Origin of the sequence: Enterococcus sp. SMC-9 (assembly GCF_021011285.1) — a bacterium.
Taxonomy (GTDB): Bacteria; Bacillota; Bacilli; order Lactobacillales; family Enterococcaceae; genus Enterococcus_C; species Enterococcus_C montenegrensis.
In genome coordinates, this window is record NZ_JAILYE010000005.1 from 117,040 (window position 1) to 136,767 (window position 19,728).

The window sequence follows — 19,728 nt, forward strand, 5'->3', positions numbered from 1 at the left end:
AAGAATGAATGAGAAAAAGAGTAACGTAAAAAAGTTATGCAGAATTTTGTTCCTTCTCTGGCTTACCTTTTCAGGATTGGTGTTAGCACCTAACTCTGTAGTAGCAGCTACAGATACGATGACCAATAAAACGACACTTGTAATATCTGATAAGAGCCAGCATACATCTAATGGTGATAATACTTTAGCTAATGGAAATTCCAGAAAACATTATCCCAAGACAAATGAAATCCAATCTTTTGCATTTTCATTTTTAGGAACGCTATTGCTCGCAATCTTGTTTCTTCTATGTAAAAGAAGGAGGGAAAAAGATGCGTAAAAAGAAGAAAATCATCCCTATTGCTATGATTGGACTGTCCTTATTTCTTTTTCCGTTAGATGTTTTAGCAGCAAAAGGAAAGACAACTCTCGAGATTTTACCCTTAAATGAAAAATATCCAAGAATTTATGCAATTAATGATTTGGATTTTGGAAATCACGAGCTGACAGAGTATGGCAAAGATATAAAAGCGACAGAAAATTTAACTATAAAAATTTTAGATGCGCGATTAACATCAATACCTTGGGATCTACAAGTGAATTTTTCTAGTTTAACACAAAAAAGTGACAGTTCTTTAACTAATGCAAATATATCGCTAAAACCAGGAACAGTTACTACGGAAAAAGGACAAGCCCTTAAGACTTATCCACTTTATCAAAATCTTGATGAACCGATATTTCAAACCGTTTTACGCTCAGACAGTAATTCTGCTCATGGCTGGATTACCTATACAATTAATCGCGACGAAATTAATCTGAATTTTGGTAAGAATAATAGGGTTGGTGAGTATCAAGCCCTAAACCAATGGCGTTTTATTAATGCAAAATTTTAATCAGAGTTGACAATATTGCATTGTTAATACAATAAATGGAGGAATTTAAAATGAAAAAAATTATGAGTGGTTTATTACTAACAGGAATTTTATTAGGAACGGGAACTAATGCATTTGCAACGGATTTGGATACCAAAGAAGGAACAACAAAATTAGAAATTACAGACTATACCATTGATCCAGATACTGGATTGCCTTCTGATCCAGGTGCGTTTGCTTTAAATGAAGTGCCAAATATTGATTTTGGAAAACATTCATTAGATAGCGTTGCAGCGACGAATGCGACATTCACAGGAACCTACGATAAAGATTTGAAAGTGACAGATACACGTCCAACACAAGATTCGATTGATTCTGCTCTTGGTGAAATTGGGAAAGTTGTTCCTAATGATAAGGTAACGCAAGAAGATATTAATGTATCACAAGACAAATGGACAAAGGCTATTGCAGCTTCTCCTTGGAAAATTGATGCAAAAGCAACTGTTTTAAGTGGAATCGGCACTTCTCTCTTACAATTGGTTCTGTTGAAGTATTGACCGCCAGTGGTACGGTTGTTGATGAACCTTCATCAGCACCTGTTGGAACAAAGGCTTATGAATTGAAAGAACCGGTTCTTACTATTGCGAATAATAATTTAAGTATTCAAACATACAATGGTACAATCACCTATTCAGCAGTAAACGCCTTATAAGCAAGTGCAGGTTTTAGAACGGCAGACTATTAATGGTTTGCCGTTCTATTATTTTAAAAATGGGGGAAGACATAGTGAAAAGGACTTTTTACACGTGCATTGTATTAATCATTGGACTATTTGCTACAACTGGAGTGGTCTATGCCGAGCAAGAAGCTGAATTAGTAAATTTTAGCGTTGAGCCCATCTTTTCTGCCAATCAACTTGAGCGCGGAAATTCTTTTTTTGATTTAAGCGTTAAACCTGAAGAAAAAACAACTGTAAAAGTTAAAATCAATAATTTTTCAGAGCAACAGCAAAAGTTCGCAATTGACGTGAATAGGGCTGAAACAAATGGTAATTTAGTGATTGATTATAGTGGTGAAATAAATAAATCGAGTCCTTCAAATGAGACGGATATTCAAAAGTGGGTAAAATATCCGAAAACAGTAACGATTCCCGGTAAAAAAGCAGGGATTGTTTCTTTTGATATATCAGTTCCCAATCAAAAATTTGATGGAATGATTTTAGGTGGTATTCAAGTAAAAAGAGAATCTCAGCAAAAAAAGAAAGCTGGACTGACAACGGATTACGATTACGTTTTAGGATTAATGCTCTCGCAAAATGAAACAAAAGTTAATCCAAATTTAGAGCTAATAAGTATATCTCCTGAGGCCATTAGTAAAAATGCCGGTATAACGGTAAAGCTGAAGAACACCCAACCGGTAAATATTAGTAAAGTGCATATGATTGGGAAGATATATAAAGAGGAAGATCAAAAAAATCCGGTTATTTCTAGAGAAATTAAAGACGGTGGCATAGCACCTTCCTCTTCGTTTACGATTAATTTTTTTAACGGTACTGTTGGTGCGACTAAGCCACTTGATGCCGGTAAATATCTGTTGAAGTTAGATTTTACGGATGTTTTTAATAAACAATGGCATTTTGAACAGAAATTTGATATTTCAAAAAAGGAAGCACAAACTGTTAATACAAAAGTATTCACGGTTAAAAAAGATAATACTTTGCTTTTTATAATTATTGGAATTCTCGTAGCGTTACTCGTTATGATAATAATTTTCCTAATCATCTATTTTGTAAAAAGAAGAGAGCAATAGCTATTTATGAAGCGGCAGTAAATTTCAGGTGTTTTAGAGATGATCATTAGCGATTGTTAAATGAATAAGGTGGTTTTTTAATATGGAAGTAATAAAGATAGTCAACGATAGATTTCACCGAGGGGTAAGAAGGTATACTAGCGATTTTTTTAATTGCGGGGATCGATTAATCTACAAAGTAGGAACTACAACCAGACTTGTAGAAGTAAGGATGATAGATGGTCCGAATAATTGGGGGATGTCTAAGTTAGATTGTGTGATTCTTGGAAAATATTTTGGCAAAGTGAAAGTATCGCGACTCATGGCGATAAAAATAGTCTAAATATCAAGGGGGATACCAAAAAGTATTATCCCTATTATTGAAGGAGTAATTTTGCTAGTTTTTTTTATTACCAATGAACAATGGTATGAACAATGGTATTTTTTGTTTTGCTCGCAATTGTTTTATCGCACTTTTATTTAGTGGAAGAAGTAGCGGTCTTATTTTACTTTGTAAGAAATTGGTAAGTTATCTTCTTACCAATTTCTTACGTTGCTTGCTTTAAATAATATCTTTGGTATGGTGGATAAATAAAGAGTGTTACTTTATTTATGATTAGAGGAGGGGATAGTCTTGCAAGCTGAATATTCGACGGTAGGCTATTGCCGTCATAATAGAATAATCATAAATTAAGGAGCAAGCAAAATGTATATTATTTACGGTAACCAAAGAAAAATTAGTCATGTTTGGAATCATATAAAAAAACAACATACAGGTGAAAAAATCGCAGTCGTAGGATTTCCTAAAAAACTGCCAGAAAACTATTTGCGGAATAAGCAAGTGACGTTTTATGAAAGTCTGACGATTAAGAATAAATGGTTGAAACAAGCAGAAGCGTTTTTAGCAAAGTTTGAAGACCAGTATGATGGCGTGATTTTTTATGTTGATTGTTCAAAAAAAGAGGCAGAACAACTAAAAAAAATTGCAGCAAAATATCGCAGCTTAGTTACTGTCACTGTAGCAAGTGACACCGCTATAACAATCGAAGATTACCCTTTAAAGCAGGTGGCTTAAATGTGGCGTCCAGTCATTTCAGAAAAGGTTGTTAAGAGTGGTGTTTTAACGAGTGGTTTACGCTTAATGCAAAATTCGCATTGGCGTGTGAATAAAAATCAGCAAGAAATAATGAAATTGGGTGCTCAAATTTCTCATATCATGGCGATGCATATGGTTTCAGACGAATTAATTGTAGGTATTCCTATCAATCGCCAAGAAGTTAAATTGATTGAGGTTCCCCGTCAAAAAGAAGAACAAGGTTTCCATATTTTAAGACAAATCAGTGAATCAATCGACGGTTATTTTATCCGAATAGAAAAAATTGCGTAGCAAAAAAGTTAAGTAAACTGCATTCCGTTATCAGTAAAAGAGCGATATTTTCGGAAAAATATTGTCCTTATTTTTGAAGAGTTGCTTTGCGAAACGGGTCTGCTAGAAAGGCCTCATACTCGGAGTGAACTCTCTACGATAAGATGGAATCTTGATAAATTGCCTTTAAAATTTCTTGAAATTTCGACTTAACATCAAAGAAAGTTAGTTCGTAAAATTAGACATATAGGCCTGATATAAAACGATTTGTCCCTCCTTATAGTTAGAAAAAAACTGGTATTGATGTCTTGCTGACGTTGATACCAGTTTTTTTGTATAATTTGCATACAAGATGATAGAAGTATATTTTTGAAAATTGATATGATTTTGAGAAACAATTTCTATTATGTTGCGTTTGTGGTCAAAATAGAACTTTTTTCTTTTTTTATAAGCGAATTAAGTTGAAATAATCAAAGGTTCAGATTTGCACATGCTTGCATTATTCTTTACTCTAATAATAAGAATAACTGTTATAGCGAGGTATATGCTGGATTAGAAACTATAGGCTTTTTTACTAAGGAGGACGGATATGAAAAAAATCGCGATTATTGGTGCGGGGCCATTTGGATTGATTGCCTTGTCAAAGCTTATAAAGAGAGCCGTGGAAAGTAAAGAAGCATTTGAAATTTTTATTTTTGATCCGTATGGGCCAGGAGGAAATGTCTGGCGTAGTGATCAAAGTAAAGCTGTCATCATGAACACCGTGTTGCAACATGTAACGTTATTTTCTGAAGATGAAGGTCCTAATCTAGGGGAATGGAGTCAAAGGGAGGCCGCCGCTTTTTTAGCTACGTTAGATCGAACAGAGCAAGAAAAATTTATGTCAGAAACCAGATTAGCTAAAAACGACTATTGTTCTCGCCGCTACTACGGTATTTATCAACGGTGGTTTTATGCAGAAATTTTAAAGAAAACCACAAAAAAAATACAAGTACACTTGGTTAAAGAAAAAATTACGGATTTAACGTTAAAAAAAGAAAAAATCAGTCTAATTGGCTCAAAAGAATATCTCGTTTCTGATGTGATTTTGGCAACGGGACATTCGCAAAATGAAGCCAGTGAAGAAGAGTGCGAAAATCAGAATTTTGCCCAAAAAAATAACTTGTTTTATCAAAGACCGGGAAATCCAGCCAATACACCTTTAAAAAAATTAGTTAATGGACCAATTATTATTCGAGGGTTGGGTTTGAGTTTTTATGACTATCTGCCGTTACTAATTGACAAGTGGGGCGGGAAATTTATCGAAAAGGAGGGAAATTTGCGTTACCAGCCTTCAGGCAAAGAAGCAAAAATAATTGTTGGCTCAGGTCGCGGTCTACCTTATCATGCGCGTCCTATTAATCAAAAAGAACCTGGCGAAGACGCTAAGCCTGAGATTTTGACGCCGCATTTTATGTCTCAATTTCAAGGATCAGTAAAAGAATTAGTCACATTAGTAAAAAAAGAAGCCGAATTAGTCTATTATCAAAAGGTTTTAAAGGATGTTAAATTTGATTTGACTAACTTTCTAACAGAATATCGTTGTAAAGATGCTGCTGCCGTTTTAAAAAAATATCGTGTACCCAAAGAACTACAATTAAATTGGGAGCAGTTATTACAGCCGGCAGGAAATATTTCACCAGAACATTTTCCTAGTTTTGTTCTTGGGTATTTAAAAGCAGATATAAAATCAGCTGAATTAGGCAACAAAACAGGAGCTATTGCCTCGGCGATTGATACATTTAAAGAACTGCAGGCACCTTTTGATTATATGTTAGATCATGAAAAATTTTCTGAAAGAGAGTACTATGAAGATTTCTGGGGAGATTTCAATCGTAGCTATAGCTTTCTAGCTATCGGTGCACCTGTTGTACGACAAAAACAATTAGCGGCGTTAGTAGAAGCGGAAATTGTCGAATTTCTAGCTCCAGAGATGACGGTAACAAAACAAAACGGACAATTTGTTGCCTACAGTAAGCAAGATGAAAAGCGAAGATTTAATGGAAAAAATTTGATTGAGGCGCGTTTACCGCAACCAAGTTTTGCAACGACAAAGAATCCCTTATTAAAGAATATGAGAGAAAAAGGTTATCTAGCCCCACATAAGGTAACTTTTGACGCTAAAAGCCATGTAACAGGGGCAATCTTGGTTAGTCGCAAAACACACCAAATCATTGATAACAATGGGCAAATTCAACCGCATCTTTTTTGTTACGGCATTCCGCTGGAAGGATTAGATTGGCTCAACGCTGCCTCACCGCGGCCCAAAAGTGATGATCGCGTTTTTTATTTGGCTGATCAAATAATTGAAACAATTTTTGCAAAGAAGCGCTAAGACGCTTCTTTTTTATCTGACGAGTGTATAAATTCTTCACAAGAAAAATATTGATTTGGCTAGTTTCGTACTGTCTAGCTTTTCAAACGAACTCGCTGTAACAATAAGTCAAAATTTCAAGAAATTTGAAAAGCAATTTATTGAAATTTCGCCTTATTGCAGGCGAGTAATCAGCCAAATTTGGCTTTTCTTACTAGAAACTAAATGTGTTTCGGCGGATAGAGACTTTTTTCAAATTCAATCACGATTTGAGGTTTGCCTAAGACACTATATTTTTTTACAACAAATTGTTTACGAGCATTGTAATGACCAACAACGCTGATTGTGCTATTAACAGCAACGTCAGCTAAAAAATTCAATGCGTGAGTAGCGATTAAACAGTGGTGTTCATTCAATTGAAAGTAAACTAGGGGGTGATCAGACATTTTCAATACTTTGATTTGAGAAATAGTACCTTTTAAATTAATCATCATTATTCCTCCAATGCAGACCACTTGGCAACAGTTGTAAAGGTGACACTGCGGATTTCGTCGTAATCAATTTTTTGATTGGCAATATAAATCCCTAATTCATCATAGCCTTGTATTTTCCCAACAATATCTGGGAAATAGTGGCCTTCAGCATCTACTTCTTCTTTTTGAAGTGCAATACAGCGCTCTTTTAAGCGCGCTTCATATAAAACTTGTGCGATAGCTTCTTTATCCATTATCGGTTTGGCGGGCCAAAGAAAAGCTTGCGCAGCTTTGGTTTCAGCCATTTGACGCGTATGTTCAGATAAGTAAAAGCCATTCCACTTTAATAATTTGCGATCTTGATAAGAAGGTGGGATACGCATAAAATCACTTCCAACTTTTTGATACTCTTATTATACGAACGTATGTTTGTTTTGTAAAGAGAGAAGTAAAAAAATCTGCTAAAATGGACAATAGCCCTCTCTATTACTAGAGAAGGCTATCTAACTAATCAATATTATTATTTAAGGTTGGATCAAGACTATTACTAAAATTCATGTTATTTCTCGTTTAAACGATGTATTCCCTAACCTCTAATACATCCATGTAACTCCTAAGTTACGCCAGTTTGATTAAATTCAACGAAATAAATCAATCTATCGCATAACAATATTTTTCGCGTAAGATTAAGTATAGCACAATTTCTATCTTAAAATGATTGGACAAAGGAACTTATGAAAAAGTTAAGAACTTTTAAAAGCTTGAAAAAATTAAATCGTTGGCACCGGTAAAGTTTAAAATATAAAGAAACAAGACGATGGCATTAATCAAAAAAGAGAAGATGATAAGGGCATAGCGAATTGTTAAATAAGAATAACCGGCTGGCCGATAATTACTATAACGTTTACCGTGATAGGCAATCATTAAGATCAGTAATAAAATCGTCATAATTCCTTGAAAGATTAGGCCTAAAAATCGTAATGTACGCGAATCATTATTCAACTGCAAAAAATACGCTCCCAAGGTCAAGACATCAATTAAAATCGCAATAAATGGCATAAATTTGCTCCTTGTCAATTTTTGAGTAATAAAATGCGGAGTAAGGGATTTGAACCCTCACGCCTATTATAGGCATATGCGCCTGAAGCATACGTGTCTGCCGTTCCACCAACTCCGCCAAAAAAGTATCATGCTTTATTTTATGCCAATGAAATTTTTATTTCAAGAAAAAGGGCTGGTGACAAGCATTTGACGAAAATGAAAAAGTAGGCGATCTGAGCGTATTTCTACTTGTTTTCAAGAAGGCCATTTGCTAGGGTATAAAGGTAGATTAAATTTACAGAAAAGAAGGAAAAAAATGGATACTGTTTTAATATTAGGTGGTCTATTGGGGATAATTATTGGAATTGTTACCTTAATTCAAGCTACGACCAAACATCGCAAGAAAAAGCCAAGCTTCATTTTGGTGGCCGCATCAATTGCAGCCGTATTATCTGGCAGTGGGTTATTAAACACTGAAAATCTTCAATCAATAGCACCCAAAGATAACCCAAATACTACGGCGGCCAGCACTACTTTGCAATCTGGAGCTTCAGAAGAGAAAAGCAGTAGTAATCAAAGAGAAGATGAGGGAGCAACAGAAGAAAAAAGCGCAAGCCCCTTGCAAAGTGACGCTAAACTGACAGCTTTAAAACAAGAACTAGCCCAATTAAATTATGCAGGAAAACAAACGATTGAAATTAATCAAGGAAAGCCAACTTTTTCAAAAGCCGAATTAGCTACGACAAGTGGGGCATGGGAAAAGTATTATCCCCTAGATGCACTAAATCGGGCCACAGGTGCGGAGGCATTATTGAATCAAAGTTTAATGCCCAAAGAAAAACGCGGCAGTATTTCAAGTGTTACCCCGACTGGCTGGCGCAATAAAAAAATTGGTGGTAGCTATTTATATAATCGCTCCCATTTAATTGGCTTTGCATTAGCAGGTGAAAATGCCAATTGGCAAAATTTAATTACCGGCACACGCCAGTTGAATAACCCTGAAATGTTACGTTTTGAAATGGATATCAAGTATTATTTAGAGCAAGATAAAAATCATTTTGTTCGTTATGAAGTTACACCAATCTTTCGCAATGATGAACTTTTGGCGCGGGGTGTCCATTTGATGGCACAGTCTGTAAATAGTGAAGCAATTAAATTTAATGTTTATATTTTCAATGTTCAAGATAATGTGAAATTAAATTATGCTGATGGTACAAGTCAAATATTGAAAAGCGGAAATTCTGCTGAAAAATAAGCAGCAATAGATGAAAAAAACACCCAACTAACTAGTTGGGTGTTTTTGGTTAATTGTCAGGAAAGTATAAAACTTTCACACAAATAAGTTCGAAATATTTTGGCTTATTGCGCAAAAGCTAAAAGACTTTGTTTTGCTTTTGTTAACTTAAAGCGAGTAGATTGATGGTTTTTTGATAGTGATTTAATTGTTTGTCGACTTTGTCCAAACGTCTTGTGATACGTTGTAACAATTCTTTGGGCGCATGATTTTTTTCCTGCGCTCTTTTAGCTAGGAGTAAAATACACCGTTCTTTGTCCAAGCGGTTTTGCGTGTGATACAACGTAGCCAAACGTTCGCTGTATTCATAACGTTGATAATGGGTCCCTTCACAAAGGTAGATTAGTAAATCTTCGGCTTGATCATACTGTTTTAAGTAAAAGTAATTTAACGCTTCGCGATAAAGTTTTAATTCAAAGTCTTCTTTAGTCGCGTCAAGAGGATGATTTTCCAACCATTCTTTCACGGAGACTTTCCGTAAGATCTGTCCGTTTTTGTCTTTGACGATAATTACTGGTTGCTGTTTTAGTTGGCTTTTTTCAATTGGCATATTTCCACCTCCTCATACTTCATTGATAACAAAAGTATTATAAAGGGAAATGATTAAAAAAAGCGACGGAAATCTTTAAAAAGATTGTCATAATTAAAACTTTAAATATTTCTTAAACGAAAGAAATCAACTAAACGAGAAACACCCAAGACAACTAACAGGCCACCAAAAATTTGGAAAACTAATAAAACACTACGGAAAGGGTTAAATAGGAGTAACGCACCAGCTACAATCATTAAGATACTAAAGACAAACCAACCCGTACGTGCTGTGCCGTCTTTTTTTAATTGCAATTCCTGTAACAACTGGGTAATTCCACTAATTAAAATGAATAAGCCCAAGAAAAAGGGAATAATAGACACAATTCCCTTTGCAAAAATCAAAATCAGCAAAGCTGCGGCTAAAAGTAAAATTCCAGTTGTTAATTGGGAACCAGAATAGCCACGCTTTTGTGCCCGGTAATGGTTCACTAAGTTAATAATTCCCATAACAAAAAAGAAAGCAGCAAAAATATAAACAATCATATTGAAGAAAGGTTCAGGTTTAATTAAAATCAAGATTCCCAAAATACCGTAGGCGACGCCACTTAATAATAAATTTTCACGAAATGTTTTAAAAAAATTATCCATAATCAAAACTCCTCTTTTTTTCTATTCTCTTCTTTATTGTAACGAAATTTGAGGAATAAAGAAAATACTTGGTTCGCTTTTGCAACGGTAAAAGACACTACCAATTTGGCTGATAGCGTTTTTATGGTAAGATGAAGAAAAGGAGGGGGAAAAGTATTTGTCGACATTTACCATTTTGCTGTTAATTTTTGTGCTGGTGCTTTTTGCCTATTTATTCTTGATCGAAAAAGAAATTATTTTCAAGTCTCGCCGTAAGTCCACCAGTTTTTATTTGATTTTAGCTTTAGGAGTGGGAACAATTGTACTGGTTGGTTTAAACCCTACAACCTTAGACGAGAACGTCCGGGGTATTTTGGCAGGGTTGATTATCTTAAGCTTTTTAATTGATGCCAAAGGTTTTGCGGAAAATCATATTAGTATTAATGCAATGGATAAAAAAGGAATTCCCTATGCTGAGGTAGATCGTATTGTTTTATTAAAAACCAAGAATCAAGTGAAGGTGAATTTTTTTCGCCGAGGCATGCGCGGACCGCTATTTGTTTTGAATGAACCGCTAGAAGAAATTGTGGCGTTTTTGGCAACACATTTAAAAGAGGGAACACCAATTGATATTTTATTAGATGAAAAAAAATAGGCTAGCGCCAAACAACAGTTTAGCAGCTAGTCTATTTTTGTGTTCAAATTATTTAAAAGTTAAGAAACGTTCGTCGTCACTTAAGAATTCTTTTTCGCCAGCTTCAGCTTCTTTTGAACCGAATACTAATTGTGAACGCAATTGCCAGTTTTCAGGAATATTCCATTCTTTTGCAACAGCGGCATCAATAACTGGATTGTAATGTTGTAGGTTAGCACCAAGTCCAGCTTCTTCTAAAGCAGTCCAAGTATTTGCTGTTGCAATACCATTTGATTGTTCTGCCCAATCAGGGAAGTTATCAGCATATAAAGCAAATTGTTCTTGTAAAGTTTTCACTGTATCTGTGTTTTTAAAGAATAAAACTGTACCAAAACCAGCTTTGAAACCAGCTAATTTTGCTTGGGTATTAGGGAATGCTTCTGGAGGAGTTAAAGGTTTTAATGCTTCTTCTGTCATTTCCCATAATTTTTCATGTGCTTGGCCAAATAAGATGACAACACGTGGAGATTGCGCGTTAAATGCTGTTGGGCTATATTTAACAGCTTCTTTAATCAGGCTTTCAATTTCAGTTTCCTTAAGATTAACGTTGCGTCCTAATGCGTAGATTGAACGACGGTTTTTGATTGCTTCTAAAAAGTTTGACATGTAAATAACCACCTTTGTTTAATTAAGTAACATCGTCAGTATACATACTTACAATTAGTTAGTAAACTAATATGCTCATTTAAATTTTTCTTATTACTAGTCGCAAACTTTGGTGAAAAAAAGACTCTATGGTACTATTAATGTATGAAACTTTGAGGAAGAAGGATAAAACGCTTGAAAGATAAAAATTATGAATGGCTTAAATCGGCACTTTTTCTAATCGGCTTAGTTGTAGTATTAGTAGCAGTGCGTCTATTTATTTTCACCCCGGTAGTCGTTAAAGGCGATTCTATGGATCCCACCTTACAAGATGGCGAAAGAGTGATTGCCTTATTGAATACAAAAGTAAAACGCTTTGATATTGTAACTTTTCCGGCCCCAGATGAACCTGATAAATATTATATTAAGCGCGTGATTGGACTGCCAGGAGATACGGTTAGTTATCAAAATGACCAATTGCTGATTAATGGCAAAAAGGTGGCGGAGCCTTATTTAAATGAATATAAAAAAGATTTAACCGATGGTATGCCGTTAACTTTAAGTCCAAATCAAGAAGCAAGTTTTAAATTTGAAAAAGTACCCGCCGGCAAAATTTTAGTTTTAGGGGATAACAGGCGCATTTCAAAAGATACGCGCTCGATTGGCTTTATCGATGAAAAGACAGTTTCTGGTGATGTGAAATTTGTTTTTTGGCCTTTAAAAGAAATTGGTTTTATTAATAAATAAGTAAAAGTTTAAGAATGAAAATAAAGTTGGTAAATGAACCGCTGCGTTCAATTTATCGACTTTTTTTTGTTATACTATGCTAGTAACAAGATAACTTCAATTGCTTTTTTTGAAGGAAGGAGTTTGAGATGACTTTACAATTTTTAATTGGCAATGGTGCTTTAGATCATCGCCAAACTTATATAAAAAAAGCACAAGCATGGCTTGAGCAAGACGCAGAAAATCAAGTTTTTTTTCTAGTCCCTAACTACAATAAATTTGAGCAAGAACAAGAAATTTTAAAAGCGCTGAAACCTGAGAATACGTTATCTTTTTCCACGATTCGTGCCCAAGTTTTTAGTTTTTATCGTCTGGCTTGGTTTTATTTACAAAAAACAGGTCAATTGGCCAATCAAACACTTTCAGAGGCTGGAAGTCTCATGCTTTTACAAAAAGTATTGGAAGAAAGTAAAGAAGATTTATTGCTGTATCGTGGTGAAGTGGAAAAATCAGGTTTTTGTGGGAAATTATTAGGTTTATATCAAGAGTTAAAAGTAGGTAATTTAACACCAGAGGACTTAGTAGCTACTTTATCCAAAGAAAGCGTGAACGCTGATCAAAGCTTAAAGTTTGCCGAATTGCGTTTAATCTTGACCCGCTATGAGACAGAACTTGCAAAACGTCAATTACAAGTGGTAGATCCATTAGCCTTATTGACGAGTTATTTGAGTGGTGATGCGAGCAGTCTTTTTGCGCCACCTAATTTAAGTAAAACATTATTTATTGCGACTGATTTTCAAGAACTTTATGCCCAAGAGCGTTGTCTTTTGACGACTTTGGCCAAAAATGGTCATGTTTTATTGGATTTGGTGTTAGACAAGGCTTATGTAACAAATCCCCCTGAAGCATTGGATCTATTTCACGATACCGGTAAAATTTATTACCAACTCTTGCAAACAGCAAAAGAGAATGGAACGAAAGTTTTAGTTGATTTAACGGCTGCGCCGTTACCAGAAGCTACTTTACAAGTTGCAGTAGAAAGTTTTTGGCGTCAAACACAAAATGCAGGCAATGCGTCTGCTGCGGCTTTACCAAAAGAAAGTATCCACTTATGGCAAGCATTAAAACCTACCGATGAGGTCAATTACATTGCAACAGAAATTCGCAAACTGGTGGCTAGTGGGCAATATCGTTATCAAGATATTCAACTCTTAACAAACGATTTAGAGACTTATGGGCATTTGATCCCACCGGTTTTTAACGAGTTAGCAATTCCGTTTTATCTGGATCAACAGATTTCGATGGCCCAACATCCTCTTGTTGAATTTTTACAAGCGTTATTTGCTTTAGGCGAATACCATTATCGGCTTAGTGATATCATGCGGCTATTGAAAACAGAACTATTCATTCCTGCGTATTTTTTTGAGACTGATAATCCACTACAAAACTATCGCAATATCGTTGATCAGACGGAAAATATTGCTTTGAAATTCAATTTTCAAGGAAGTTTTTGGACACGAAGAGAAGATTGGCAGATCATTCAATATGATTTTGAAAATGAAGAACAAGAAGATGCTGACCAACTGTCACAAGATAGTAATCGACTGCGTCGGGCTTTTGCGACAGAGATTGCAGATTTTTTACAAAATCTGCAAAAAAGTAAAACAGCAAAAGAAGCTGTTAGTAAGCTGTATCAATTTTTAATGACGATTAAAGCTGACGAGCGCATCAAAGATTGGCGCCAAAAAGATATTGCAGCAGGTGACTTGGAATTAGCGCGTAACCACGAACAGACGTGGTCAGCACTGATGGACTTGATGGATGACTACGTTGAAATTTATGGAGAAGATTCGTTTAATTTAACGAATTTCAGTTTGCTTTTTACTACGGGATTGGACAATACCTTTTATGGTAAAGTTCCTTCTGCAATTGACCAAGTCCAGTTAAATCAGTTAGGCCTGGCTCGAATTGGGCAAGCAAAGATTACCTTTGCCATGGGCCTAAATGATAAGAATTTTCCCGCTCCGGTTTCAGACGATAGTTTGTTAACAATAGAAGACAGGGAAGTATTAAACACAAGCCTAACGGATGAAAAACAATTACGGGATCTTCGAACAGAGAGCGTAGCAAAAGCACCTTTTGTTGCCTACAAAGTTTTTTTATCAGCTTGTGATGAACTCTTTTTAAGCTATGCGGCTAATCATGACACAGAGCAAAACTTACGCATTTCGCCGTATTTGCAACGTTTTGTCACTCAAGGAAATTTAAAAGTAATTCCTCTAGAGGAGCTATCTTTAACAAGTGAACCAGAAAATTTTGTGGCGACTTATCGTAATTTAGTGGGCCAGCTGAATTTATTGTATCGGAATGCAAGAGATGAAAAGTTACCCGTAAACGCAAAATGGCGCGCTTTAGAAGAGATGTTGCTGGCCTCTTCTTATCGTAATTTGGCACAACGCGCTTTTGCCAGCCGAGAGTACCTGAATGTGCCAGTAACATTACCAAAGGAAGTCGCAACAAAACTTTACGGCAAAGATTTGTATTCATCGATTTCCCAGATGGAAAGTTTTTATCAGTGTGGGTACCGTTATTTTGCTAATTATGGCTTGCGCTTAAAAGAGCGGGAGTTATTTGGTCTTGATGCACTTACAACTGGAACGCTTTTTCACGATGCGTTGGATTTGTTTTTGCAAGCTGTTTTTGCGAAACAAAAATTGTTGGTGGAATTAGATGAAAATGAAGCTCAGCAGTTAATCGATACTGTTTTACAGCAAATTTTTGCGGAACCGCGCTTTATGATTTTACAAAGTTCTGCCCGCATGCATTATTTGCGTTATCGTCTTGGCAAGACGATTAAAAAAGTGATTTGGGCGTTGCATAAGCAAAGTAAGCGCACTAAAATGACCCCGCTTGCAACTGAAATTGTTTTTGGTCAGTTAGCTGGAACTAGTGGTATTAAAGGTATTGAAGCACCTTTATCAACCGGCGGCCACTTAGCCGTACGAGGAAAAATTGACCGACTGGATATGGCCCAAAGTAGCGAGCACACTTGGCTGGGAGTGATCGATTACAAATCAGGTGTAAAGGATTTCAATTTAACCGACGCTTATTTTGGTTTGGCGATGCAATTGTTGACCTATCTAGATGTTGCCTTAATAAACGCGGCTGAACTAGTAGGAACAACTGATGTTAAGGCTGCGGGGGCGTATTATATGCGCATTCATGATCCAGTTTTAAAAGCAGAAGAGGCAAGCTTGGCTGAAGTTTTAAAAGCTTATAAATATAAAGGGATTTTTGCAGAAGATAGTGAATTATATCCTTTGTTAGATGACACATTGGAGGTAAAAGAGCGCTCTTTTGTTTATCCAATTTTAAGTAATAAAGATGGTGTTTTGGCTAAAGAAAGTAATTCAAAAGCTTTTTATCAAGAAGAGGAGTTGGAGCTTTTAAGGCAACATAATCGCCATTTAATGAAAAATGCAGCAGAAAATATTGTCACCGGTGAAATTTTCTTAAATCCTTACAAGAAAAGTAGTGGGGAAAAGGCGTGCAATTTTTGTCCTTTCCGTAGTTTGTGTGGCTTTGATGTCATGCTTGCACAAAATGATTATCACGAAATTCCCAATTTACCAAAATCAGAAATTTTAAACGAAATCAAGGAGGAAAACGGCGATGTCTAAAACAAATCCAGTTATTCCGGTAAGGCCGGAAAACGAACGCTTTACAGACCGACAATGGCAAGCCGTTTTTGACGGCGGGGATAATCTATTGGTTTCTGCTTCGGCAGGTTCTGGTAAAACTACTGTCCTAGTCAGACGCGTCATTGAAAAGTTAAAAAGTGGGGTCGATATTGATCGTTTATTAATTGTAACCTTTACAGAAGCTGCTGCTAGTGAAATGAAAGAACGAATTGAAAAGGCGCTCCGGCAAAGTATTAATGAAGAAGGAAATAGTAATTTACGCGCACATTACGTGAAACAGTTAGTGTTATTGCCACAAGCCAATATCTCCACCCTCCATGCTTTTTGTATGACAGTGATTAAACGCTTTTATTATTTGATTGACCTTGATCCGGTTTTCCGTCTCTTAAGTGATGAAACTGAAAAATTATTGTTGCAAGAAGAAGTTTGGACGGGTTTAAGAGAAGATTATTATGCCAATGACGACGAGGATTTCTTTAAATTAACGGAAAACTTTGGCAGCGATCGTTCCGATGAGGGGTTAACGGATTTGGTTATGCGTTTGTATCAATTTGCTTGTGCAGCTCCTGATCCAGCTGATTGGCTAGAAGAGTTACCCAAAAATTATCAAGCGCAAGATGGTTTCCAAACAACTGCATTGTACCAATCAGCAATCAAGCCTGCTGTAGTGGCAGAATTAGAATTAGCAGTCGCAAACTATGAGCAGGCAATCGCTATTTGTCAAAATGAAGAGAAGTTGACAAAAGATGTTGCATTGTTAACAACACAGCTAAATCAGGTGATGCGATTGCAAGCAGCGCTTGTAGCAGACGATATGGCAGCTCTTTTTGCCCAAATTGAAGGACTCGATTTAAAAACGAATGTCCGAAAAAAAAGGGGAGAGCTGGCGGATCTTTCTGTGAGTGTCAAAGAATTTCAAGGAATCGCAAAAGAAAGTGTAGCCCAAGTGGTGACTTATTTTCCTTATCCTGAGGCTATGATGAATGATTTATTGGTGAAGTCCCATGCGTTAGTTGCAAAAATGAGTGAAGTTACGCAAGCTTTTAGTCAAGCCTATACTAAAAAAAAATTGGCGAAAGGTGTTTTAGACTTTAATGATTTGGAACACTATACACTGGCAATTTTAAAGGCAGAAAATAGCCCTGCTACCACTTATTATAAGAGCAAGTTTACTGAAGTGATGGTGGATGAATATCAAGATGTCAATCGTTTGCAAGAAGCGATTTTAAGTTATGTTAGAGACAATACAGAAAGTGCCGGAAATATGTTTATGGTAGGGGATGTAAAGCAGTCTATTTACGCTTTTCGTTTGGCAGATCCTACATTATTTATTGAAAAATACAATGACTATGGTAATGAGAAAAATGGCCGCAGAATCGTTTTAGCAGAGAATTTCCGCTCCCGCAAAGAAGTCTTGGATTTCACCAATTTAGTTTTTGAACAATTGATGGATCAACAGGTCGGGCAAATCGATTATGACCAAGCAGCGGCGTTAATTCCTGGTTTTCCTAATTTTCCAGCAAGCGATGCGTTTAAGACGGAATTACTTTTGTTTGAAAAAGGGACAAAAGATGATGTCAAGCATTTCGAGACACGTCAAGCTGGCGAAATTCAAATCACAGCATTAAAAATCAAAGAATTAATTAGCCAATCTTTTCAAATTTATGATAAAGACAAAAAAATGATGCGAAAACTTGAATATGGCGATATCGTTTTACTTACCCCAACAAAGGGAAACAATCAAGTTATTGTCGACACTTTTTACGACTTAGGTATTCCACTGGAGATTACGGATGCCGAAAGTTATTTTCAAGCAACTGAGATTCAAACTATTATTAGCTTGTTAAAAATTATTGATAATCCTTATAACGATATACCGCTGGCTTCTGTATTACGTTCGCCAATTGTAGGGTTACTAGAAGATGAACTGGCGCAAATTCGCCTGCAAAATAAAAATGGTTTTTATTATGAAGCTTTAAGTGACTATAGCCTTTATGGGGAAAAAGAAGAGCTAAAAGAAAAGATCAATCTTTTTTTAAGCCAATTAGAAAGTTGGCGGGCCTTCTCAAAACGCAACGCTTTACCGGATTTAATTTGGCGTCTTTATGAAGAAACTGCCTATTTGGATTATTGTTTGGGTTTACCAAACGGAATTCAGCGCCACGCAAATTTGATTGCTTTGGTAGAACGGGCAAAAAATTATGAAAAAAGTAATTTTCGCGGTTTATATCAATTCATCAGTCTGATTGAAAAAATGCAGGAAAAAGATTTAGATTTGGCTGAACCTGCGACAAAATCAGTGGAAAATGCGGTGCGGGTTATGACCATTCACGGTAGTAAGGGGTTGGAATTTCCAATTGTCTTTTTATTAGATATGGCCCGCGATATCAATCGTTTGGACTTTAACCGCAATTATATTTTTGAAGAGCATCTAGGGGCAGGCATTAAATATGTGGACCAAGAAAGACAAGTCAGCTATGAAACTATGCCCTACAAAGGCATTAAGCAAGTTCGTTTAAACAAAGCTTTTTCAGAAGAAATGCGTAAACTTTATGTTGCTTTGACGCGTGCCGAACAAAAATTGTATTTAGTTGGCTCTTATGAAAACAAAGAAAAAGCATTGCAAGCGTGGCAAGGAGCCCTAACACAAGAAAAGAAAGTGTTAAATCCTGCCTTGCGTTTAAAAGGTAGCCATGTTTTGCTAAATTGGGTGGGGATGACATTGATGCGTCATCCGGATATGGAAGCTGTTTTTAGTGAAGCAAAAGATCGCAGCTATACCGTGCAAAGTCCGGCCCAGTTCACCATTTATTGGTTTAACCAAGCCGATGTGAAAGCCTGGCGCGAAAATTATGAAGAAAATGTAATTGCGCCTATGGACGAGAAAATAAAAGAGCAGACCCAAGTAGATTTAACAACAGTCAAAAAACGCTTAGATTTTATTTATCCTTATGAAAAAGCAACACAAACGACAAGTTATCAATCCGTAACAGAGATTAAGCGGGTTTTTGAGGATCCAGATAATACCCAAGAAAATCGCTTGGATTGGCAAAGTAGTTTGGAAAAACAGGCGACTGGTAACCGTTATACAGCTGAAACTTTAGCGACACCGAAGTTTATGGCTGAAACAAAACGTGATGCCGCTAGCATTGGAACGGCTACCCATACGGTGTTGCAATTGTTAGATTTAAACAAAGCTCCCACTGAAACGCAATTGGAGCAATTTATTGCTAAACTTGTCACGGAAGGAATTTTAACTACAGAACTTGCCGCAGAAGTAGTTGTACCAGATATCCTTTGGTTTTTTGACACGCCCTTGGGTCAAAAGCTGATCGCCCAACAAAGCAACGTGCATCGAGAAGAGCCTTTTGCCATGTTGCAAAAAACAACGACAATTTTTAACGACTACGATAATGAAAATGATGAGTTGCTTATTCATGGGATTATCGATGGATATATTCTAGCAGATGAAATTTTACTTTATGATTTTAAAACCGATTATTTAACAAAAGAGAATGAAGGGCAACTTATAAAACGTTATCAAGGTCAGATTAACCTTTATAAAAAAGCATTAACAGAAACGTATAACCGTCCTGTTACAGAGAGTTATCTGATTTTTTTAAAGGGACGTAAAATAATTTCTCTTTTGTAATCTTTTGTGCTTACAAAATGTAAGAAGCGTGCTATAATGTGTCAAA

The 19,728-nt window shown here is 36.1% G+C and carries 19 protein-coding genes and 1 tRNA gene; 13 read left to right on the forward strand and 7 right to left on the reverse strand.

Going from position 1 to position 19,728, the window contains the following annotated elements; all coding sequences use genetic code 11:
• Positions 1–4 precede the first annotated feature (4 nt).
• From K4422_RS08870 to K4422_RS08905, 8 genes are all read left to right on the forward strand, one after another.
• Complete coding sequence (locus K4422_RS08870) at positions 5–319, forward strand: LPXTG cell wall anchor domain-containing protein (RefSeq protein WP_230710678.1); 315 nt, start codon at positions 5–7, stop codon at positions 317–319.
• Positions 312–872, forward strand: a complete 561-nt coding sequence (locus tag K4422_RS08875) for a WxL domain-containing protein (protein ID WP_230710680.1) — start codon at positions 312–314, stop codon at positions 870–872. The genes K4422_RS08870 and K4422_RS08875 overlap by 8 nt, the downstream gene beginning before the upstream one ends.
• 50 nt (positions 873–922) lie before the next feature.
• Positions 923–1,408 (forward strand): hypothetical protein, encoded by a 486-nt coding sequence (locus K4422_RS08880; protein WP_230710682.1) that lies wholly within the window; start codon positions 923–925, stop codon positions 1,406–1,408.
• Positions 1,405–1,563, forward strand: a complete 159-nt coding sequence (locus K4422_RS08885; protein WP_230710684.1) for a hypothetical protein — start codon at positions 1,405–1,407, stop codon at positions 1,561–1,563. The genes K4422_RS08880 and K4422_RS08885 overlap by 4 nt, the downstream gene beginning before the upstream one ends.
• A 59-nt stretch (positions 1,564–1,622) precedes the next feature.
• Positions 1,623–2,660 carry a DUF916 and DUF3324 domain-containing protein gene (locus K4422_RS08890; protein WP_230710692.1) on the forward strand — a complete coding sequence of 346 codons (1,038 nt, stop codon included), beginning with the start codon at positions 1,623–1,625 and terminating at the stop codon, positions 2,658–2,660.
• 685 nt (positions 2,661–3,345) lie between these two features.
• Positions 3,346–3,714, forward strand: a complete 369-nt coding sequence (locus tag K4422_RS08895) for a hypothetical protein (RefSeq protein ID WP_206902679.1) — start codon at positions 3,346–3,348, stop codon at positions 3,712–3,714.
• A complete protein-coding gene (locus tag K4422_RS08900; protein ID WP_230710699.1) occupies positions 3,715–4,026 on the forward strand; it encodes a hypothetical protein in 312 nt (103 codons plus the stop codon).
• Positions 4,027–4,594: 568 nt separating this feature from the next.
• The gene (locus K4422_RS08905; RefSeq protein WP_230710702.1) at positions 4,595–6,379 is read left to right on the forward strand and encodes an FAD/NAD(P)-binding protein; all 1,785 of its coding nucleotides are present in this window, start codon (positions 4,595–4,597) and stop codon (positions 6,377–6,379) included.
• Between the two features lie 200 nt (positions 6,380–6,579).
• Here K4422_RS08905 and K4422_RS08910 read toward each other — a convergent pair whose 3' ends face one another.
• From K4422_RS08910 to K4422_RS08925, 4 genes are all read right to left on the reverse strand, one after another.
• Positions 6,580–6,849 (reverse strand): hypothetical protein, encoded by a 270-nt coding sequence (locus K4422_RS08910; protein ID WP_206902682.1) that lies wholly within the window; start codon positions 6,847–6,849, stop codon positions 6,580–6,582.
• Between the two features lie 2 nt (positions 6,850–6,851).
• Positions 6,852–7,214, reverse strand: a complete 363-nt coding sequence (locus K4422_RS08915) for a hypothetical protein (protein WP_230710704.1) — start codon at positions 7,212–7,214, stop codon at positions 6,852–6,854.
• 370 nt (positions 7,215–7,584) lie between these two features.
• The gene (locus K4422_RS08920) at positions 7,585–7,890 is read right to left on the reverse strand and encodes a hypothetical protein (RefSeq protein WP_230710707.1); all 306 of its coding nucleotides are present in this window, start codon (positions 7,888–7,890) and stop codon (positions 7,585–7,587) included.
• 34 nt (positions 7,891–7,924) lie between these two features.
• Positions 7,925–8,008, reverse strand: a tRNA-Leu gene (locus K4422_RS08925).
• 180 nt (positions 8,009–8,188) lie between these two features.
• On the opposite strand from K4422_RS08925, the gene K4422_RS08930 reads away from it, so the two are divergent.
• Positions 8,189–9,127, forward strand: coding sequence for a DNA/RNA non-specific endonuclease (locus K4422_RS08930; protein ID WP_206902685.1), 939 nt, complete (start codon positions 8,189–8,191; stop codon positions 9,125–9,127).
• Between the two features lie 142 nt (positions 9,128–9,269).
• Here the strand turns inward: K4422_RS08930 and K4422_RS08935 are convergent, their stop codons facing one another.
• Entirely contained in the window at positions 9,270–9,716 is a 447-nt protein-coding gene (locus K4422_RS08935; RefSeq protein WP_206902686.1) for a hypothetical protein, read from the reverse strand.
• 101 nt (positions 9,717–9,817) lie between these two features.
• Positions 9,818–10,345 carry an HdeD family acid-resistance protein gene (locus tag K4422_RS08940; RefSeq protein ID WP_230710709.1) on the reverse strand — a complete coding sequence of 176 codons (528 nt, stop codon included), beginning with the start codon at positions 10,343–10,345 and terminating at the stop codon, positions 9,818–9,820.
• 157 nt (positions 10,346–10,502) lie between these two features.
• Between K4422_RS08940 and K4422_RS08945 the strand changes: the two genes are divergently transcribed.
• A complete protein-coding gene (locus tag K4422_RS08945; RefSeq protein WP_230710711.1) occupies positions 10,503–10,979 on the forward strand; it encodes a hypothetical protein in 477 nt (158 codons plus the stop codon).
• A 48-nt stretch (positions 10,980–11,027) separates the two neighbouring features.
• Here K4422_RS08945 and K4422_RS08950 read toward each other — a convergent pair whose 3' ends face one another.
• On the reverse strand, positions 11,028–11,624 hold the full coding sequence (locus tag K4422_RS08950) for a nitroreductase family protein (RefSeq protein WP_206902689.1): 597 nt from the start codon (positions 11,622–11,624) through the stop codon (positions 11,028–11,030).
• Positions 11,625–11,798: 174 nt separating this feature from the next.
• Here K4422_RS08950 and lepB point away from each other — a divergent pair, with 174 nt between their 5' ends.
• The 3 genes from lepB to addA all read left to right on the forward strand — a co-directional run bounded on the left by lepB (position 11,799) and on the right by addA (position 19,682).
• Positions 11,799–12,350 carry a signal peptidase I gene (gene lepB, locus K4422_RS08955; protein WP_206902690.1) on the forward strand — a complete coding sequence of 184 codons (552 nt, stop codon included), beginning with the start codon at positions 11,799–11,801 and terminating at the stop codon, positions 12,348–12,350.
• Positions 12,351–12,478: 128 nt separating this feature from the next.
• Positions 12,479–16,009: a PD-(D/E)XK nuclease family protein gene (locus tag K4422_RS08960; protein ID WP_230710713.1), complete on the forward strand. Its 3,531-nt coding sequence runs from the start codon at positions 12,479–12,481 to the stop codon at positions 16,007–16,009.
• Positions 16,002–19,682 (forward strand): helicase-exonuclease AddAB subunit AddA, encoded by a 3,681-nt coding sequence (addA, locus tag K4422_RS08965; protein ID WP_230710715.1) that lies wholly within the window; start codon positions 16,002–16,004, stop codon positions 19,680–19,682. The genes K4422_RS08960 and addA overlap by 8 nt, the downstream gene beginning before the upstream one ends.
• Positions 19,683–19,728: the final 46 nt, after the last annotated feature.